16 protein-coding genes and 1 tRNA gene are annotated in these 14970 nt (G+C 67.4%); 7 read left to right on the top strand and 10 right to left on the bottom strand.

Annotation, left to right across the window (positions count from 1 at the left end):
• Positions 1-23 precede the first annotated feature (23 nt).
• The 6 genes from CEX87_RS18080 to CEX87_RS18055 all read right to left on the bottom strand — a co-directional run bounded on the left by CEX87_RS18080 (position 24) and on the right by CEX87_RS18055 (position 3788).
• Complete coding sequence (locus CEX87_RS18080) at positions 24-1823, bottom strand: AAA family ATPase (RefSeq protein WP_094288415.1); 1800 nt, start codon at positions 1821-1823, stop codon at positions 24-26.
• A 105-nt stretch (positions 1824-1928) separates the two neighbouring features.
• Positions 1929-2150, bottom strand: a complete 222-nt coding sequence (locus tag CEX87_RS18075) for a helix-turn-helix transcriptional regulator (protein WP_094288413.1) — start codon at positions 2148-2150, stop codon at positions 1929-1931.
• 219 nt (positions 2151-2369) lie between these two features.
• Complete coding sequence (locus CEX87_RS18070; RefSeq protein ID WP_094288411.1) at positions 2370-2645, bottom strand: hypothetical protein; 276 nt, start codon at positions 2643-2645, stop codon at positions 2370-2372.
• Positions 2642-3310 carry a hypothetical protein gene (locus CEX87_RS18065; RefSeq protein ID WP_094288409.1) on the bottom strand — a complete coding sequence of 223 codons (669 nt, stop codon included), beginning with the start codon at positions 3308-3310 and terminating at the stop codon, positions 2642-2644. Before CEX87_RS18065 ends, CEX87_RS18070 begins: the two co-directional genes overlap by 4 nt.
• Positions 3307-3519, bottom strand: coding sequence for a hypothetical protein (locus tag CEX87_RS18060; RefSeq protein WP_094288407.1), 213 nt, complete (start codon positions 3517-3519; stop codon positions 3307-3309). Before CEX87_RS18060 ends, CEX87_RS18065 begins: the two co-directional genes overlap by 4 nt.
• Entirely contained in the window at positions 3516-3788 is a 273-nt protein-coding gene (locus tag CEX87_RS18055; RefSeq protein WP_094288470.1) for a helix-turn-helix domain-containing protein, read from the bottom strand. The genes CEX87_RS18060 and CEX87_RS18055 overlap by 4 nt, the downstream gene beginning before the upstream one ends.
• A 54-nt stretch (positions 3789-3842) precedes the next feature.
• Between CEX87_RS18055 and CEX87_RS18050 the strand changes: the two genes are divergently transcribed.
• Positions 3843-4421: a hypothetical protein gene (locus CEX87_RS18050; protein WP_142301106.1), complete on the top strand. Its 579-nt coding sequence runs from the start codon at positions 3843-3845 to the stop codon at positions 4419-4421.
• A gap of 60 nt (positions 4422-4481) precedes the next feature.
• Positions 4482-5891: a site-specific integrase gene (locus tag CEX87_RS18045; RefSeq protein ID WP_094288403.1), complete on the top strand. Its 1410-nt coding sequence runs from the start codon at positions 4482-4484 to the stop codon at positions 5889-5891.
• 290 nt (positions 5892-6181) lie between these two features.
• Here the strand turns inward: CEX87_RS18045 and CEX87_RS18040 are convergent.
• The 4 genes from CEX87_RS18040 to CEX87_RS18025 all read right to left on the bottom strand — a co-directional run bounded on the left by CEX87_RS18040 (position 6182) and on the right by CEX87_RS18025 (position 7828).
• A tRNA-Val gene (locus CEX87_RS18040) sits at positions 6182-6256 on the bottom strand.
• Between the two features lie 45 nt (positions 6257-6301).
• A complete protein-coding gene (locus tag CEX87_RS18035) occupies positions 6302-6766 on the bottom strand; it encodes a peroxiredoxin (RefSeq protein WP_064394085.1) in 465 nt (154 codons plus the stop codon).
• On the bottom strand, positions 6763-7191 hold the full coding sequence (locus tag CEX87_RS18030; protein WP_064347257.1) for a DUF3052 domain-containing protein: 429 nt from the start codon (positions 7189-7191) through the stop codon (positions 6763-6765). The genes CEX87_RS18035 and CEX87_RS18030 overlap by 4 nt, the downstream gene beginning before the upstream one ends.
• A gap of 136 nt (positions 7192-7327) precedes the next feature.
• Entirely contained in the window at positions 7328-7828 is a 501-nt protein-coding gene (locus CEX87_RS18025; protein WP_064394204.1) for a hypothetical protein, read from the bottom strand.
• A gap of 251 nt (positions 7829-8079) precedes the next feature.
• Between CEX87_RS18025 and aceE the strand changes: the two genes are divergently transcribed.
• The 5 genes from aceE to kasA all read left to right on the top strand — a co-directional run bounded on the left by aceE (position 8080) and on the right by kasA (position 14947).
• Positions 8080-10869, top strand: coding sequence for a pyruvate dehydrogenase (acetyl-transferring), homodimeric type (aceE, locus tag CEX87_RS18020; RefSeq protein WP_066808463.1), 2790 nt, complete (start codon positions 8080-8082; stop codon positions 10867-10869).
• A 110-nt stretch (positions 10870-10979) separates the two neighbouring features.
• On the top strand, positions 10980-12269 hold the full coding sequence (locus CEX87_RS18015) for a PucR family transcriptional regulator (RefSeq protein ID WP_094288401.1): 1290 nt from the start codon (positions 10980-10982) through the stop codon (positions 12267-12269).
• 139 nt (positions 12270-12408) lie between these two features.
• Positions 12409-13320, top strand: a complete 912-nt coding sequence (locus CEX87_RS18010) for an ACP S-malonyltransferase (RefSeq protein ID WP_094288399.1) — start codon at positions 12409-12411, stop codon at positions 13318-13320.
• A gap of 77 nt (positions 13321-13397) precedes the next feature.
• Positions 13398-13700: a meromycolate extension acyl carrier protein AcpM gene (gene acpM, locus CEX87_RS18005; protein WP_064394089.1), complete on the top strand. Its 303-nt coding sequence runs from the start codon at positions 13398-13400 to the stop codon at positions 13698-13700.
• Positions 13697-14947, top strand: coding sequence for a 3-oxoacyl-ACP synthase KasA (kasA, locus tag CEX87_RS18000; RefSeq protein ID WP_064394090.1), 1251 nt, complete (start codon positions 13697-13699; stop codon positions 14945-14947). Before acpM ends, kasA begins: the two co-directional genes overlap by 4 nt.
• Positions 14948-14970: the final 23 nt, after the last annotated feature.

Below are 14970 nucleotides of genomic sequence, written 5' to 3'. Positions count from 1 at the left end.
CCCGCGAGGCGGGGTGCGGTGGGTCAATCGCCCTGGTCGCCGTCGGCGTCGTCGGCGGCGTCGGGCAGCGACCACAATGTCCGCGACGGCTTCTCCTTGGTGCGGGTGGACTGCCCGCCCAACTCGCGGAACGCCCGTTTGACCGTCTCCTCCGACACGTTGAGTTGCGAGGCGACGGCCTGCCGCACCTCATCGGACGGCTTCTGCGCATCGCCGAGGTACTTGGCCAGCGCGTCCTTGGCCCGTTCGACCGCCGACCCGCCGCGCCCGCCCTGCTCCTTCGCCGCCAGCACGGTGTCGAGGTCGGACAGGCTGACGCCATCCATGATCCACTTGCCGACCTTCTCGGTGCGCCCGTCGATGGTGATGTCCACCCCGATCACCCGTGCCTGGAACGCCGCGCGGGCCAACTCGCCGTCATTCGACTTCATCAACTGCACCAGCCGCCGGTCGGTGGACAGTTCGTGCGCGATGCCGATGACCGACCGCGACACGTTCTTGAACGCGCCGGACCCCGTGAGGCGGGTGAGGAAGTCGCCTTTGAGCGACTTGTTGAGATGGTGCAGCCCGACGACCGCCGTGCCGCACTCCTCGGTCAGTTTGAGTAGCGGTGTCAGCACCGGACGCACCTCGTCCTCGCGGTCGGTGTTGATGCCGTCGCCGAGGAAGTCCTTGATGGGGTCGAAGATGACTAGCCCCGGCTCGATCTCGGTCAACAGGTTGGTGATGGTGTCGAGGTCGTCGCGGATTGAGATGGGCAGCACGATGCCGTCGGCGGTCGTCTTGGTCGGCAGGTACACCCGGTCGAGGTCCGCGCCCGCCGCCTCCAACCGCCGCCGAATCTTCGACTCCGAGTCCTCGCTGGCCATGATGACCACATCGCGCGGCTGGCCCTCGTAGTGGCCCGGCAGTAGGCCGTGGGTCACCTGCGCGGCCAGCCACCAGCAGAACGTGGACTTCGCCGCCTGCTCGCGCCCCGCGATGGTGGTCAGGCCGTGCAGGGGGATCATCGCCGCCGTCACGCCGCACTGGTACGGGTCCATGCCCTCGGTGGTCCACAGCCAGTCGGCGTGGCGGCGCATTACTTTCGATGCCTTGGTCAGCGTGATGGCGGCGGCGGGCTGTGTTGGCCGACGCGCCTCGGTGCGGTCGGCCTCGTTCCAACCCTCGATGATGCGCACCGACGCGGCCCGCGACCCCTCGTCGGCGGTGGGCAGCGCGCGAGCGTCGGTGTCGGTCGCACCGAGTTCCAACAACTCGGCGACGGTCAGCGACAGTGCCAGCCCGGCCCGCCGCCCCTCGGCGCGCCCGACGGTGTTGCGGTCCCGCAGCTTCTTGACCGCCAGCGCGGCGTATTCGTGGCCACGCTCGGCGACCCCGGCCAACGTCGCTAGGGCGATGGGGCGGCTCGGATCGTAGCCAGAAACGATGCCGCGCAACGTGTCCAACGGCATCGCCCGCCCGTAGAGGTCGAGGCCGCTGCGGAGAATCCGATGGCACGCGCCATCGGCCTCCTCGATGGTCGGACGCTGACCGTCGGTCATCAGCCCGAGGGTCACCAGGTCGTCCACGTTGACGTAGAGGGTCTGTTGACCCAACGCACGCCGGACACGCTGCGTCAGTTTGTCTTTGCACAGCACCTCGGCGGCGATGCGGGCGGGCACCGCCAGCGCGAGGTCGTCGTCGTCGGTGTCCGGTTCGCTGCCGTTGGTCGCGCCCCGCCCGGCGGGGGCACTGGCCTTGAGGAAGTCGGCGGGCATCGACGCCAGCAACTCGTCGGCGGTATCGGCGCGGTTGCCGGTTGGGGAGGTATTCTCGGTCATGTCTCCTACTTCGTGGCGATGGGGAGTCCTTGGAAGTGGTGCCGCACCGGCACATCGCGGGCGAGGCCAAGCACGCGGCTGGTGCGGCATCACTGCGTTTGCGGGTTAGTCCCGTTGCGCCGCTGCGGGTTCCGGCGTGACGGTGTGGTCGGCCAACCACGCCTCGATGTCGCTCACGCGATACCGGACCCGGTTGCCGAACTTCACGTAGCGCGGGCCAACGCCCTTGCGCCGCCACAGTTTGAGGGTCTGCGGCTCGACGCCGATCATGGGCGCGGCCACGGCGGACTCCACGCAGGCATTGGACACCGGAGTGCTGATGGTCATGGGCTGGTCCTCTCGGGCGATGCGGGTAGTTCGCACGTTAGACGGGCGGTGTGCAGACGCGCGCCGCGAGCCGGCTCATTATCCCTACGTTTACGGTGTTGTCTCCGTTGAGTTTTCGGCGTTCGGGCCGGTGGCTGGAGGTTCGTTTCCCGACCCCTTCGGGTTAGTCGGGCCGCGAACCTCACCGCCTCGCACGGGCGTGTCGGCGGGCAGTTCTGACTAGTCGTCGCCGCGCTGGGCCATGCGCAGGGCGTGGGTGCTTTTGGTCGCTACCGACACCCGTAGCAGCGTGGTCCGGCCCGCGCTGGACTCGAACGCGCTGGCGCGAATCGCCGTGTCGCTGCCTGCGGGCATCACCAGCGCGTGCCCGGCGGCGTCCCATGCGACCACTTGGAGGCGAACGCGGCCCTTGGAGTAGCCACCGTGGTCGTCGGGCTCACCGACGCCGTAGGTGGCCCAGGTGCGCGGGTGCGCGAAGAGTCGTGGCGCGCTCATCGGGCACCAACGAGGTGCGCGACACCCGCACGCTCGGCTAGATACCGCAGGCTCACCGTTGCCTGGAACGGCGTCGGCGTCCACCCGGTCGCCTCGTAGATGTATGCGCCCTTGGCCGTGTACCAGCGTTCGCCGGGCCGCAGCCGTGCCCAATGCCCAGGGTCGAAGGGAACGCGCCACCAGTCGATCTCGTCGCCGGTGACCGAGTGAATCGGCGTCGTCCAGTAGGTGCTGAACGTCGAAGTGCGCAGCGCCGGGTACAGCGCGGCACGCCCAGCCCGAGCCGGGCACTGATCCGCAGCCTCGAACACCCTCCCGCCGCGCATCACTGGGGAGGACACGAACCAGGAGATGGACAGCGAGTCATCGAACGCGTCGGCGCACGGCCAGTCGTCCTCGTCGTCATCGCCGAACGGCATCGCCGCCAGGTCCGCCACCTCGCGCTTGCGCTCCTGGTTGCGGTGCACGTATTTCACCCACTCACGGAACAGGTCGCGGGCGCTGATCTCGTCAGGTAGGTAGTCGTCCTCGAACGCCGCGTAATCGACTTCCGCCGTCAGCACCAGCGGCACGTGTTGATGGACCTTCTCGCCGCCGCGATAGCGGAACGTCCACCGATTCCCAAGGTCGGTGTAGGTGGCCCGAGGTGCCGTTGGCGTGGTCATCGGGCACCGCCCTCGGCGGGGTCGGTGGGCAGCATCCCGCCGGGGGCGTCGTAGCGGGCCGCGAACTCGTCGCACACGTCGGGGAACGCCATCCGCAGGCGGGCCGCGTTCTGCGTGTCAGCCTTGCGCACCGCCGCCATGATCAGCGCGTAGAACGGCGGGTCGGTGGCGCTGATCTGCTGGGAAGCCCGGTAGTCGTAGAGGCTCACTTCGCGCGGCTGTCCTCGCCCAGCAGCCGCAGCAGGCTGGCGGACTTCACGCGAACGCGCTTCTCCCCCAACAGGATCGCGTCCAACTCGCCTTTGTGGATGAGGTCGTATGCGTACGCCTTGGAGATGCCCAGCAGCAATGCCGCCTGCTCAGCACTCACGGTTGGGTGCACGCGGAGGTAATCGACGGTGACGGGGCCGCGCCGGACGACGGGGCAGGTTGTCCGCCCCGGTGCGGCGGTAGGTGTGGTGTTCGTGTGGTCAGTCATGTGAACCATACGACCCGTTGCTGTGTCCAATGTCCAGTCTGTAGATTGGACAACATGTGCACGACGCGACCACACCCCCGACGCGGCGACGTGGAGTCGGTGGACTACGCCGACCCCGACCCGAACCCCGGCAGCCATTCCGGCCCGTTCGGGCGGACGCCCCGGCCCGACGAGCGGGTGGCGATTCGTCTGGTCGGGCATTCCGTGACCTACGTCGTGCGGGTGACGACGAGCCGGGGGTCCGGCCCCGCCCTGACCGAACTGACGCTCACCGCCGACGAGGGCGCAGCGGTGGACTACGACGCGGTGCGCGCGTTCTCGGTGCGCAGGCTGGCCGTCACCGCCGCGCAATGGATCGAACGACTCGGCGGTCAGATCGGCTACGTGGACGACACCGCCGAGGTCCAAACGCAACCCGAGAACCACGACCCGCGCGTGTATCAGGCGGCGCGCATCGCCGAGCGGGCGCTGGCGCTCGGTCAGCCGGTGCGCCCCACCGTCGCCGCCGAGTTGCACGTCAGCACCAAGACGGTGGACCGGCTGCTCAAACGGGCGAAGGCAGAGGGGTGGTTCGACGGCGAGCCGCTACCGAAACGGCCACCGCCACGTCAGCGGGACACCACCGCCACCTAGCTCGACCACGACCACGACCACGACCACGACCACGACCACGAACCGAGGAAACCAATCGACATGACCACCACCGACACCGACCCACAGCCCACCAAACGCACCCGGCGCGCCGAGCCGATCAGCCGCCGCGTGGCCAAGAACGGCACCGTCACTTACGAGTTCCGCGCCGACCTCGGGGCCAAGCCCGACGGCACCCGCGACCGGCGGCGGTTCACCTACCGGACCCTGACCGAGGCGCGGAAGGAGTTGCGTCGCATCACATCCGAGGTCGCGGCGGGCACCTACCACCGCCCGACTTCGGTCACCGTTGACGAGGCGTGCGATGCGTGGCTGGCCGGTCGTCGCGGCATCCGCCGGGTCACCACCTACTCGTATGAGATGGACCTCAAGCCGGTGCGCCGCTACCTCGGCGGCAAGAAATTGCAGACGCTCACCAAGGCCGACGGCGATGCGCTGGTCCGGTGGATGCTGACCGAGGCGCGCACGTCGCCCAAGCACTACCGGGCCGACTCGCTGGCGGGCCGGGTGGTCGCGTTGGTGTCCGAGCATCCCGACGGCATCGCCGCCGCCGAACTGGTCGCCGCCCTGCCCGACGGTGACGTGCATTCGGCGTTGTCGGCGATGCTGGCCACGGGGCGGGTCACCCGCCTGTGGCGCGGTGTCTACGCGCCCGGTGCCCCCGAGGCTGCCGACGATGCCAAACGCGGTCTGAGCCCGCAGACGGTGCGGTCCACCCTCACCACGTTCGGCGCGGTGGTCCAGAGTTACGTGGATCAGGGTGTGTTGCCGCGCAACGTGATCGCGTTGGTGGAGCGTCCGAAGGACGCCGACCCCGACGATGCCGCCGAGGCCGCCGACGGCACCGAGCCCACCGCGAAGTCGTGGACCTTGGCCGAGGTCGGCCAGTTCCGCGAGGCCGTGCGCAACCACCGCTTATTCGCGTGCTGGCTGCTGTCCTGCTACGGGATGCGCCGGTCCGAGGTGCTCGGGCTGCGTTGGAGCGCTGTCGATCTCGACACCGGCACGTTGGCGGTCCGGCGGGGCCGCGTCGCCGTCGGCAATGAGGCGGTCGAGGGTGCGCCGAAGTCGAAGCGGAGCCGCCGCGACCTGCCGCTACCGTCGGACGTGACTGAGGCGCTGCGCAGCCTCAAGACGGCCCAGAAACGCGAGGCGATGGCGGTCGGGGTGCCGTGGTCCGACGACCGTCTGGTGGCCGTGCGCGAGGACGGCGAACCGCTGCGCCCCGAGTCCTACACCGATGAGTTCCAACGGTTGCGCACGCGCGCCGGGTTGCGTCGGATCAAGTTGCACGGCCTGCGCAACACGTCGGTGTCGCTGATGCTCGACCAGGGCCACCCGCCGCACATCGTCGCCGCTTGGCACGGCCACGACCCGGCAGTGGCGTTGTCCATCTACTCCGATGTGAAGGCCGACGAGTTGCGTGCGGTGGGCGCGTCACTTTTCCGATGACGCCACCGGATGGCAGATGCAGAACGAGGGGCGGTCGCAATGACCGCCCCTCGTTCTTTCGATCAGTCGAGAGTTCTACCGCTGAACTACGGCCCCATGAGTGGAGCCGACGGGATTCGAACCCGTGTTGCTCGATTACCACCAGACTACTTGATGCCCTGAGCCCCTCCGTCGGTGGCCGGATGGTTGCGGTGGGGACGGTTGGGACACTCTTGGGACACTCGCCACCCGACGGGCAACCGACGACGTTCACCCTAGCGGTGGAATATAGTCTCGACCTGCGCTAATCCTGGTGGGCGCGGACGGTATCGAACCGCCGACCGCTGGTGTGTAAAACCAGAGCTCTACCACTGAGCTACGCGCCCCTGCAGGGCAAGCTACACGGCCATGACCTGCGACGAGAAATCACCTCAACCGGAGCGCAACGCCGCCAGCGCGTCCGTCCACAGCGCCTGATCGCGGGCCTCCCCCGGCTCCTTCATCTCGGCGAACCGGACGATCCCGCCGCGGTCGACGACGAACGTGCCGCGGTTGGCGATACCCGCGTCCTGGTTGAACACCCCGTAGGCCATCGCGACCTCTCCGTGGGGCCAGAAATCCGACAGCACGGGGAACGTGAAGCCGCTCTGGGCGGCCCAGATCTTGTGGGTCGGCGGCGGGCCCACCGAGATCGCCAACGTCGCGGTGTCGTCGTTCTCGTACTGGGGCAGCTTGTCCCGGATCTCGTCGAGCTCACCCTGGCAGATGCCCGTGAACGCCAGCGGAAAGAACACCAGCAGTACGTTCTTGGCACCCCGGAAATCGCTCAGCGTGACGGGCTGACCGTTCTGGTCCTTGAGCGTGAAATCGGGCGCCTCGGTGCCGACCTCGATCACCCTCTCCTCCCCGCTGCCTTCGACTTCGGCTGCACCAGCCGGGTGGCGATCCAGTCACCTAGGTTGGCTGACGACGTCTGCATCAGGCCGGCGGTGGGTGCAGACTCGGCGACCTCAGCCGGTTGGACGTGGCCGGGTTTGCCCGTCTTCGGGGTCACCACCCAGATGACGCCGTCGTCGGCCAACGGGGTGATGGCGTCCATCAGCGCATCCACGAGATCCCCGTCGTCGTCGCGCCACCAGAGCAGCACCACATCGATGACCTCGTCGGCATCTTCGTCGAGCAGCTCGCCGCCGCACGCTTCCTCGATGTCGGCTCGGATGTCGTCGTCGACGTCCTCGTCCCAGCCCAGTTCCTGTACAACCTGATCTTTTTGGATGCCCAGTCTGTGGGCGTAGTTCGGGGCGTCATCCGCCGCGACCACGGTCGGTCCTCCTTCAGCCGGCTCGGGCGCACGTTGCGCTCGGCATCTCTTGGGCGATTGTCCTGCGCCCTATCGTCGCACGAAGCACTGCACCCGCACGCGACTGGCAGCAAGGTTGGCCAAAATATCCGCCTGGTCAATACGCGGCGTCGCAGAGGTTGAGCGCGGTGGTCTTGGTGTCGTTGAGCGCGGTGATCGCGGCGTTGAACTCGTCGGGCCCGTAGTTGCCTGCGATCGCCGTGGCTACGTCCCTGGCGGCGCCCACCCAGCCGTTGAGCGCATCGGTGAGCTCAGGATCCAGCGGATCGGCGATGGAGCGCGCCACCATGTCGGCGCTGTGATTCAGGGCGTCGATTGCAGGCCCGGCCTTGGCCTGCACATCCCCCGCGCTCCGGTTGAACGCATCGACGTAGGCGTTGACCGCGGTGATCGCCTCGACGCTGGTGGAGCTCAGCGTCTCGCACGACGAGTGGATCGCCTCCTTGGTGATCGAGGCCTGACGTTCCGACTCCCTTGCGCTGGAACTGGCCGCCGACTCCGCGAGCGAGGCCGACACCGACGCCCGGTACACCGGCGCCTCGGCTGCGTCCACCCGTGCGGAGCCCTCGGTGACGCTGCTGCAGCCGACGACGACCATGGCGGCCGCGGCCGAGATGCCGACCACGAGTGCGCCGATCCGCAGCGGTTTTTGCACCAGCGCACCGATCACCACGGCTGCAGACGTTACCGGGTCGCTCCGGCGACCGCCGGTTCATTGCAGTCGGCAACCCCCACCGGTGCGTGTGGGGCAGGATGGGAGAAGGATGGAACCCGTCGCTCACGATTCGAGCGCAGAAAACATCTGCGCGAGGAGCGGGGGCACCCGAACCGCCTACCAAGGAGCGGAAGTTGACCACCGAGTTCGCGCGCCAGGACCTGGCCCAAAACTCCACCAACGCAGCCGAACACGACCGGGTCAGGGTGATCCGCGAAGGCGTCGCGTCGTACCTGCCCGACATCGATCCCGAAGAGACCGGCGAATGGCTGGAATCGTTTGACCAGCTGCTCGAACAGTCTGGCCCCGCGCGGGCACGCTACATGATGTTGCGTCTGCTCGAACGCGCCGGCGAACAGCGCGTGGCCATCCCGTCGCTGACGTCGACCGATTACGTCAACACCATCCCCACCGAGCTGGAGCCGTGGTTTCCCGGCGACGAGGACGTCGAACGCCGCTACCGCACCTGGATCCGGTGGAACGCCGCCATCATGGTGCACCGCGCACAACGGCCGGGAGTCGGTGTCGGAGGCCATATTTCGACCTACGCGTCGTCGGCCGCGCTCTACGAGGTCGGCTTCAACCACTTCTTCCGCGGCAAGCAGCATCCCGGGGGCGGCGACCACGTGTTCATCCAAGGTCACGCCTCACCAGGTATCTACGCCCGCGCGTACCTGGAAGGACGCCTGTCGGCCGACCAACTCGACGGCTTCCGCCAGGAGCACAGCCATCCCGGCGGCGGGCTGCCGTCGTACCCGCATCCGCGGCTGATGCCCGACTTCTGGGAGTTCCCGACGGTCTCCATGGGGCTGGGCCCGATGAACGCCATCTACCAGGCAAGGTTCAACCACTACCTGCACGACCGGGAGATCAGGGACACCTCCGATCAGCACGTGTGGGCGTTCCTCGGCGACGGGGAGATGGACGAACCCGAGAGCCGGGGCTTGGCGCACGTCGCCGCGCTGGAAGGGCTGGACAACCTCACCTTCGTGGTCAACTGCAACTTGCAGCGCCTCGACGGGCCGGTACGCGGAAACGGCAAGATCATTCAGGAGCTCGAGTCGTTCTTCCGCGGGGCCGGCTGGAACGTCATCAAGGTGGTGTGGGGCCGCGAATGGGATGCGCTGCTGCACGCCGACCGCGACGGCGCGCTGGTCAACCTGATGAACAGCACGCCCGACGGCGACTACCAGACCTACAAGGCCAACGACGGCGCCTACGTGCGCGACCACTTCTTCGGCCGCGACCCCCGCACCAAGGCGCTCGTCGAGAAGATGTCGGACTCCGAGATCTGGAACCTCAAGCGCGGCGGTCACGACTACCGCAAGGTCTACGCCGCCTACCGCGCCGCCATGGAGCACAAAGGCCAGCCGACGGTCATCTTGGCCAAGACCATCAAGGGTTACTCGTTGGGCGCGCACTTCCAGGGCCGCAACGCCACTCATCAGATGAAAAAGCTTGCGCTCGAAGACCTCAAGTACTTCCGCGATGCCCAGCGCATCCCGATCAGCGACGAGCAACTCGAGGAGAACCCGTACCTTCCGCCGTACTACCACCCCGGTCCGGAAGCACCCGAGATCCGCTACATGCTCGACCGCAGGCGCGCGCTCGGCGGGTTCCTGCCCGAGCGTCGCACCAAGACCAAGTCGCTGACGCTGCCAGGCCGGGACACCTACAAGGCGCTTAAGAAGGGGTCCGGTAAGCAGGAGGTGGCCACGACGATGGCCACCGTCCGGACGTTCAAAGAACTGTTGCGCGACAAGGAGATCGGTTGGCGCATCGTGCCGATCATTCCCGATGAGGCCCGCACCTTCGGGATGGACTCGTGGTTCCCCAACCTCAAGATCTACAACCGCAACGGCCAGCTGTACACCTCGGTCGATGCCGAATTGATGTTGGCCTACAAGGAATCCGAGGTCGGCCAGATCCTGCACGAGGGCATCAACGAGGCCGGGTCCTCAGCCAGTTTCATCGCGGCAGGCACGTGCTACTCGACGCACAACGAGCCGATGATCCCGATCTACATCTTCTATTCGATGTTCGGATTCCAGCGCACCGGCGACAACCTGTGGGCGGCCGCCGACCAGATGACGCGCGGGTTCCTTCTCGGCGCCACGGCGGGGCGCACCACGCTGGTGGGTGAGGGCCTTCAGCACGCCGACGGGCATTCGCTGCTGCTGGCCGCGTCCAACCCCGCGGTCGTCGCCTACGATCCGGCGTTCGCCTACGAGATCGCCTACATCGTCGAGAGCGGCCTGAGCCGGATGTACGGCGAGGATCCCGAGAACGTCTACTTCTATATGACGATCTACAACGAGCCTTACGTCCAGCCGCCGGAGCCGGAGGGCCTCGACGTCGAGGGCCTGCTGCGCGGCATCTACCGCTACCAGCCCGCGCCCGAAAAGCGGTCCAATGCGGCGCAGATCCTGGTGTCGGGTGTGGCCATGCCGTCGGCTCTCAAGGCCGCCGAGCTGCTCGCCGACGAATGGGATGTCGCCGCCGACGTGTGGTCGGTGACCAGCTGGGGCGAGCTCAACCGCGACGGCGTCGAGATCGAGAAACGACGGCTGCGCCATCCGGACCAGCCGGCGGGCACCCCGTACATCACCAAGGTGCTGGCCGACGCCGAAGGCCCGGTAATCGCGGTGTCGGACTGGATGCGCGGGGTTCCCGAGCAGATCCGGGCGTGGGTCCCCGGCACCTACATCACGCTGGGCACCGACGGGTTCGGCTTCTCCGACACCCGCCCCGCCGCGCGTCGGTACTACAACACCGACGGCGAGTCGATCGCGGTCGCCGTGCTCGAAGGACTGGCCCGCGACGGCAATATCGACCAGTCCGTCGCGGTCGAGGCGGCGAAGAAGTACGAGATCGACGACGTGCTGGCCGCCCCAGAGCAGACCTCGGACCCCGGAGTCGCTTAGGCGACGACATGCGACAGGGAGTCGCTTAGGCGACGACATGCGACAGGGAGTCGCTTGAGTGGCATGGCCGCTTGGAGGTTTCCTCCATAGCGGTGGCGTAGCCTTTAGAGGTGCCTGACAACCGGTTCGTGCCACCGAAGTCGACGGTCGAGGTCCTCGAGGCCGTTCCCGACTCGGTGCTGCGCCGGTTGCAGCAGTATTCGGGCCGGGTGGCCACCGACGCCGTGCGCGCATTGGAGGAACGGTTGCCGTTCTTCGCCGAACTCGAGGCGTCGCAGCGGGCCAGCGTCCAGCTGGTCGTACAGACGGCGGTGGTGAACTTCGTCGAGTGGATGCGCGACCCGCAGAGCAACGTCAGCTACACGGCACAGGCCTTCGAGGTCGTGCCACAGGACCTGCGGCGGCGCATCGCGCTGCGGCAGTCGGTGGAGATGGTGCGCGTCACCATGGAGTTCTTCGAAGAAGTGGTGCCGTTGCTGGCCCGCTCCGAGGAGCAGCTGACCGCGCTGACCGCGGGCATCCTGCGTTACAGCCGCGACCTGGCGTTCGCCGCGGCCAGCGCCTACGCCGATCAGGCCGAGGCGCGCGGCGCATGGGACACCAGAATGGAGGCCAACGTCGTCGACGCGGTGGTACGCGGCGACGTCGGCCCCGAACTGCAATCCCAAGCGGCCACGCTGAACTGGGACGCCACCGCACCCGCCACCGTCATCGTCGGGCTGCCTCAGCCCGACCGCATCGATCTGGCCAGCGACGACGTCCACGACGTGGTGCGACGCAACGGCCGCGCCGCGCTGTCGGACGTGCACGGCACATGGCTGGTCGCGATCGTGTCGGGTGCGATCTCCCCGACCGACAAGTTCCTGGCCGACATGATGACGGTGTTCGCCGAGGGTCCTGTCGTGGTCGGACCCACCGCCACCACACTGGCGAGCGCGCACCGCAGCGCGACCGAGGCCATCGCGGGCATGAACGCCGTCGTGGGCTGGTCGGGCGCGCCGCGGCCGGTGTCGGCGCGCGAACTTCTCCCGGAACGCGCACTGCTGGGCGATGTGTCGGCGATCGCGGCGTTGGAAACCGAGGTGATGAGGCCGCTGGCCGACGCGGGTCCGGCGTTGACGGAGACCCTCGATGCCTATCTCGACTCCGGTGGGGCCATCGAGGCCTGCGCACGCAAATTGTTCGTTCATCCAAATACCGTCCGGTACCGGCTGAGACGAATCGCCGACTTCACCGGGCGCGATCCCACGCTTCCGCGCGACGCCTACGTGCTGCGGGTGGCCATCACCGTCGGCCGATTGGGCCGTCAGCCATACCAGACGAGCACAGCAAACATGATCAACCCGGCGCGTTCAGCGCTGCGACCAGCACCGCTCAATCCTCAGCTGGACAGGGCGTAGATCGCGGTCGGATTTCGGTAGCGTCGCATCACAGGCGATTTTGTGGGGTCTCCACAAAAACATAAGACCAGGTTCATAATCTCTTACACCGCGCAAACCCGTCTTCACAGTGTTTTCTTAATTCGTGCCTCATAAATCTGTGCTTGCACTTCTCGCGCCCGGACAGGGCTCCCAGACACCCGGCATGCTCGCCGCATGGCTGGAGCTGCCCGGTACCGCCGAGCGGCTCGCCGGATGGTCCGAGATCAGCGGGCTGGACTTGGCCCGGTTGGGCACCACCGCCTCCGCAGAGGAGATCACCGACACCGCGGTGACCCAGCCGCTCGTCGTCGCGGCCACGCTGCTGGCCCATGAGGAACTGACCCGACGCGGTGCAATCGCCGACAAGAAGACCGTCGTGGCGGGCCATTCCGTCGGTGAGATCGCCGCCTACGCGATCGCCGGGGTCATTTCCGCCGACGACGCCGTCAAGCTGGCCGCCACCCGTGGTGCGGAGATGGCCAAGGCCTGCGCGGTCGAGCCCACGGGCATGGCCGCCGTCCTCGGCGGTGAGGAAGCCGACGTGCTGGCTCGGCTCGAAGCGCTCGACCTTGTTCCGGCCAACCGCAACGCGGCCGGACAGATCGTCGCTGCCGGTGCGATCGCCGCACTGGACAAGCTGGTCGAGGACCCGCCGGAGAAGGCGCGGGTGCGCAAGCTGGCGACCGCCGGTGCGTTCCACACCCACTACATGGCCTCGGCCCTCGACGGTTATGCCGCCGCGGCCGAAGGTGTAACGAGCGCCGAACCGAACACGACGCTACTGTCGAACGCGGATGGCCAGCCGGTGGATTCGGCTGCCGACGCCATGAGCAAGCTGGTGGCGCAGATGACGCGCCCGGTCCGTTGGGATCTGTGCACCGAGACGATGCGCCGGCTCGATGTGACCGCGATCGTCGAGTTCCCGCCGGCCGGGGCCCTCGCGGGTATCGCGAAAAGAGAACTTCGGGGGGTGCCGACGCACGCCGTCAAGTCCCCCGCTGACCTGGACGGGCTCGCCGCACTCTCATAGGCAGGCTCGCGCCAGACACAACCACATAACGATCGTCATTTCCCAACAAGTAACACCACCAAATAGAAGGAGCCACCGTGCCCGCCAGTCAGGACGAAATCATCACCGGTCTCGCCGAGATCATCGAAGAGGTCACCGGCATCGAGCCTTCCGAGGTCACCCCTGAGAAGAGCTTCGTCGACGACCTGGACATCGACTCCCTGTCGATGGTCGAGATCGCCGTGCAGACCGAGGACAAGTACGGCGTGAAGATCCCCGACGAGGACCTCGCCGGTCTTCGCACCGTCGGTGACGTCGTCACCTACATCCAGAAGCTCGAGGAAGAGAACCCCGAAGCGGCCGCGGCCATCCGCGCGCAGATCGAAGCCGATCGGGCATGAGTAGACCTTCCACTGCTAACGGCGGTTTCCCCAACGTCGTCGTGACGGCCGTCACGGCAACCACGTCGGTCGCGGCGGACATCGAGAGCACGTGGAAGGGGCTGCTGGCCGGAGAAAGCGGCATCCGCGTCCTCGAGGATGAGTTCGTCACCAAATGGGACCTGCCGGTCCGCATCGGTGGTCACCTCGTCGACGCGATCGACGACCACATGACGCGACTGGACATGCGACGGATGTCGTATGTCCAGCGCATGGCCAAGTTCCTGTCTGGCCAGCTCTGGGAGACCGCGGGTACACCCGAGGTCGATCCGGATCGCTTCACCGTGGTCGTCGGCACCGGCCTGGGTGGCGGCGAGAAGATCGTCGAAACCTACGACGCGATGAACGAGGGCGGCCCCCGCAAGGTGTCGCCGCTCGCGGTGCAGATGATCATGCCGAACGGTGCGGCCGCGGTGATCGGTCTGCAGCTGGGCGCGAGGGCCGGGGTCATCACCCCGGTCTCGGCCTGCTCATCGGGTTCGGAGGCCATCGCCCACGGCTGGCGTCAGATCGTCATGGGTGACGCCGACATCGCCGTCGTCGGCGGCGTCGAGGGCGGAATCGAAGCGCTGCCGATCGCGGCGTTCTCGATGATGCGCGCGATGTCGACCAACAACGAGGATCCCGAGGGCGCCTCGCGGCCGTTCGACAAGAACCGCGACGGGTTCGTCTTCGGCGAGGCGGGTGCGCTCATGGTCATCGAGACCGAGGAACACGCCAAGGCTCGTGGCGCCAAGCCGCTGGCCCGCCTGATGGGTGCGGGCATCACGTCCGACGCCTTCCACATGGTGGCGCCCGCGTCCGACGGTCTTCGCGCCGGTCAGGCGATGAAGCGTGCAATGGAGACCGCCGGCCTGGATCCCAAGGACATCCACCACGTCAACGCCCACGCCACGGCCACGTCGATCGGTGACGTCGCCGAGGCCAACGCGATCCGGTCGGCCGGGGTGGAGCACGCCGCGGTCTACGCGCCGAAGTCGGCGCTCGGACACTCCATCGGAGCGGTCGGCGCGCTGGAGTCGGCTCTGACCGTGCTCTCGCTGCGTGACGGCGTCATCCCGCCGACACTGAACTACGAGACGCCCGATCCTGAGATCGATCTCGATGTGGTTGCAGGCGAGCCTCGTTATGGCGACTACCAGTACGCCATCAACAACTCGTTCGGCTTCGGCGGACACAATGTCGCCCTGGCCTTCGGACGCTACTGAGCGGAAGGAACTCCTCAGCAGTA

The organism is Mycobacterium lehmannii (genome assembly GCF_002245535.1).
Lineage (GTDB): Bacteria > Actinomycetota > Actinomycetes > Mycobacteriales > Mycobacteriaceae > Mycobacterium > Mycobacterium lehmannii.
Note: the sequence above shows the minus strand (reverse complement) of the source record. Positions and strands in the feature narration are given on the sequence as shown.

What these genes read in the sequence shown, in the direction of transcription:
- CEX87_RS18080 (WP_094288415.1), bottom strand. Translation starts at nt 1,823, where the DNA reads ATGACCGAGAATACCTCCCCAACCGGCAACCGCGCCGATACCGCCGAC.
- CEX87_RS18075 (WP_094288413.1), bottom strand. Translation starts at nt 2,150, where the DNA reads ATGACCATCAGCACTCCGGTGTCCAATGCCTGCGTGGAGTCCGCCGTG.
- CEX87_RS18070 (WP_094288411.1), bottom strand. Translation starts at nt 2,645, where the DNA reads ATGAGCGCGCCACGACTCTTCGCGCACCCGCGCACCTGGGCCACCTAC.
- CEX87_RS18065 (WP_094288409.1), bottom strand. Translation starts at nt 3,310, where the DNA reads ATGACCACGCCAACGGCACCTCGGGCCACCTACACCGACCTTGGGAAT.
- CEX87_RS18055 (WP_094288470.1), bottom strand. Translation starts at nt 3,788, where the DNA reads ATGACTGACCACACGAACACCACACCTACCGCCGCACCGGGGCGGACA.
- CEX87_RS18050 (WP_142301106.1), top strand. Translation starts at nt 3,843, where the DNA reads ATGTGCACGACGCGACCACACCCCCGACGCGGCGACGTGGAGTCGGTG.
- CEX87_RS18045 (WP_094288403.1), top strand. Translation starts at nt 4,482, where the DNA reads ATGACCACCACCGACACCGACCCACAGCCCACCAAACGCACCCGGCGC.
- CEX87_RS18025 (WP_064394204.1), bottom strand. Translation starts at nt 7,828, where the DNA reads ATGGTCGTCGTCGGCTGCAGCAGCGTCACCGAGGGCTCCGCACGGGTG.
- kasA (WP_064394090.1), top strand. Translation starts at nt 13,697, where the DNA reads ATGAGTAGACCTTCCACTGCTAACGGCGGTTTCCCCAACGTCGTCGTG.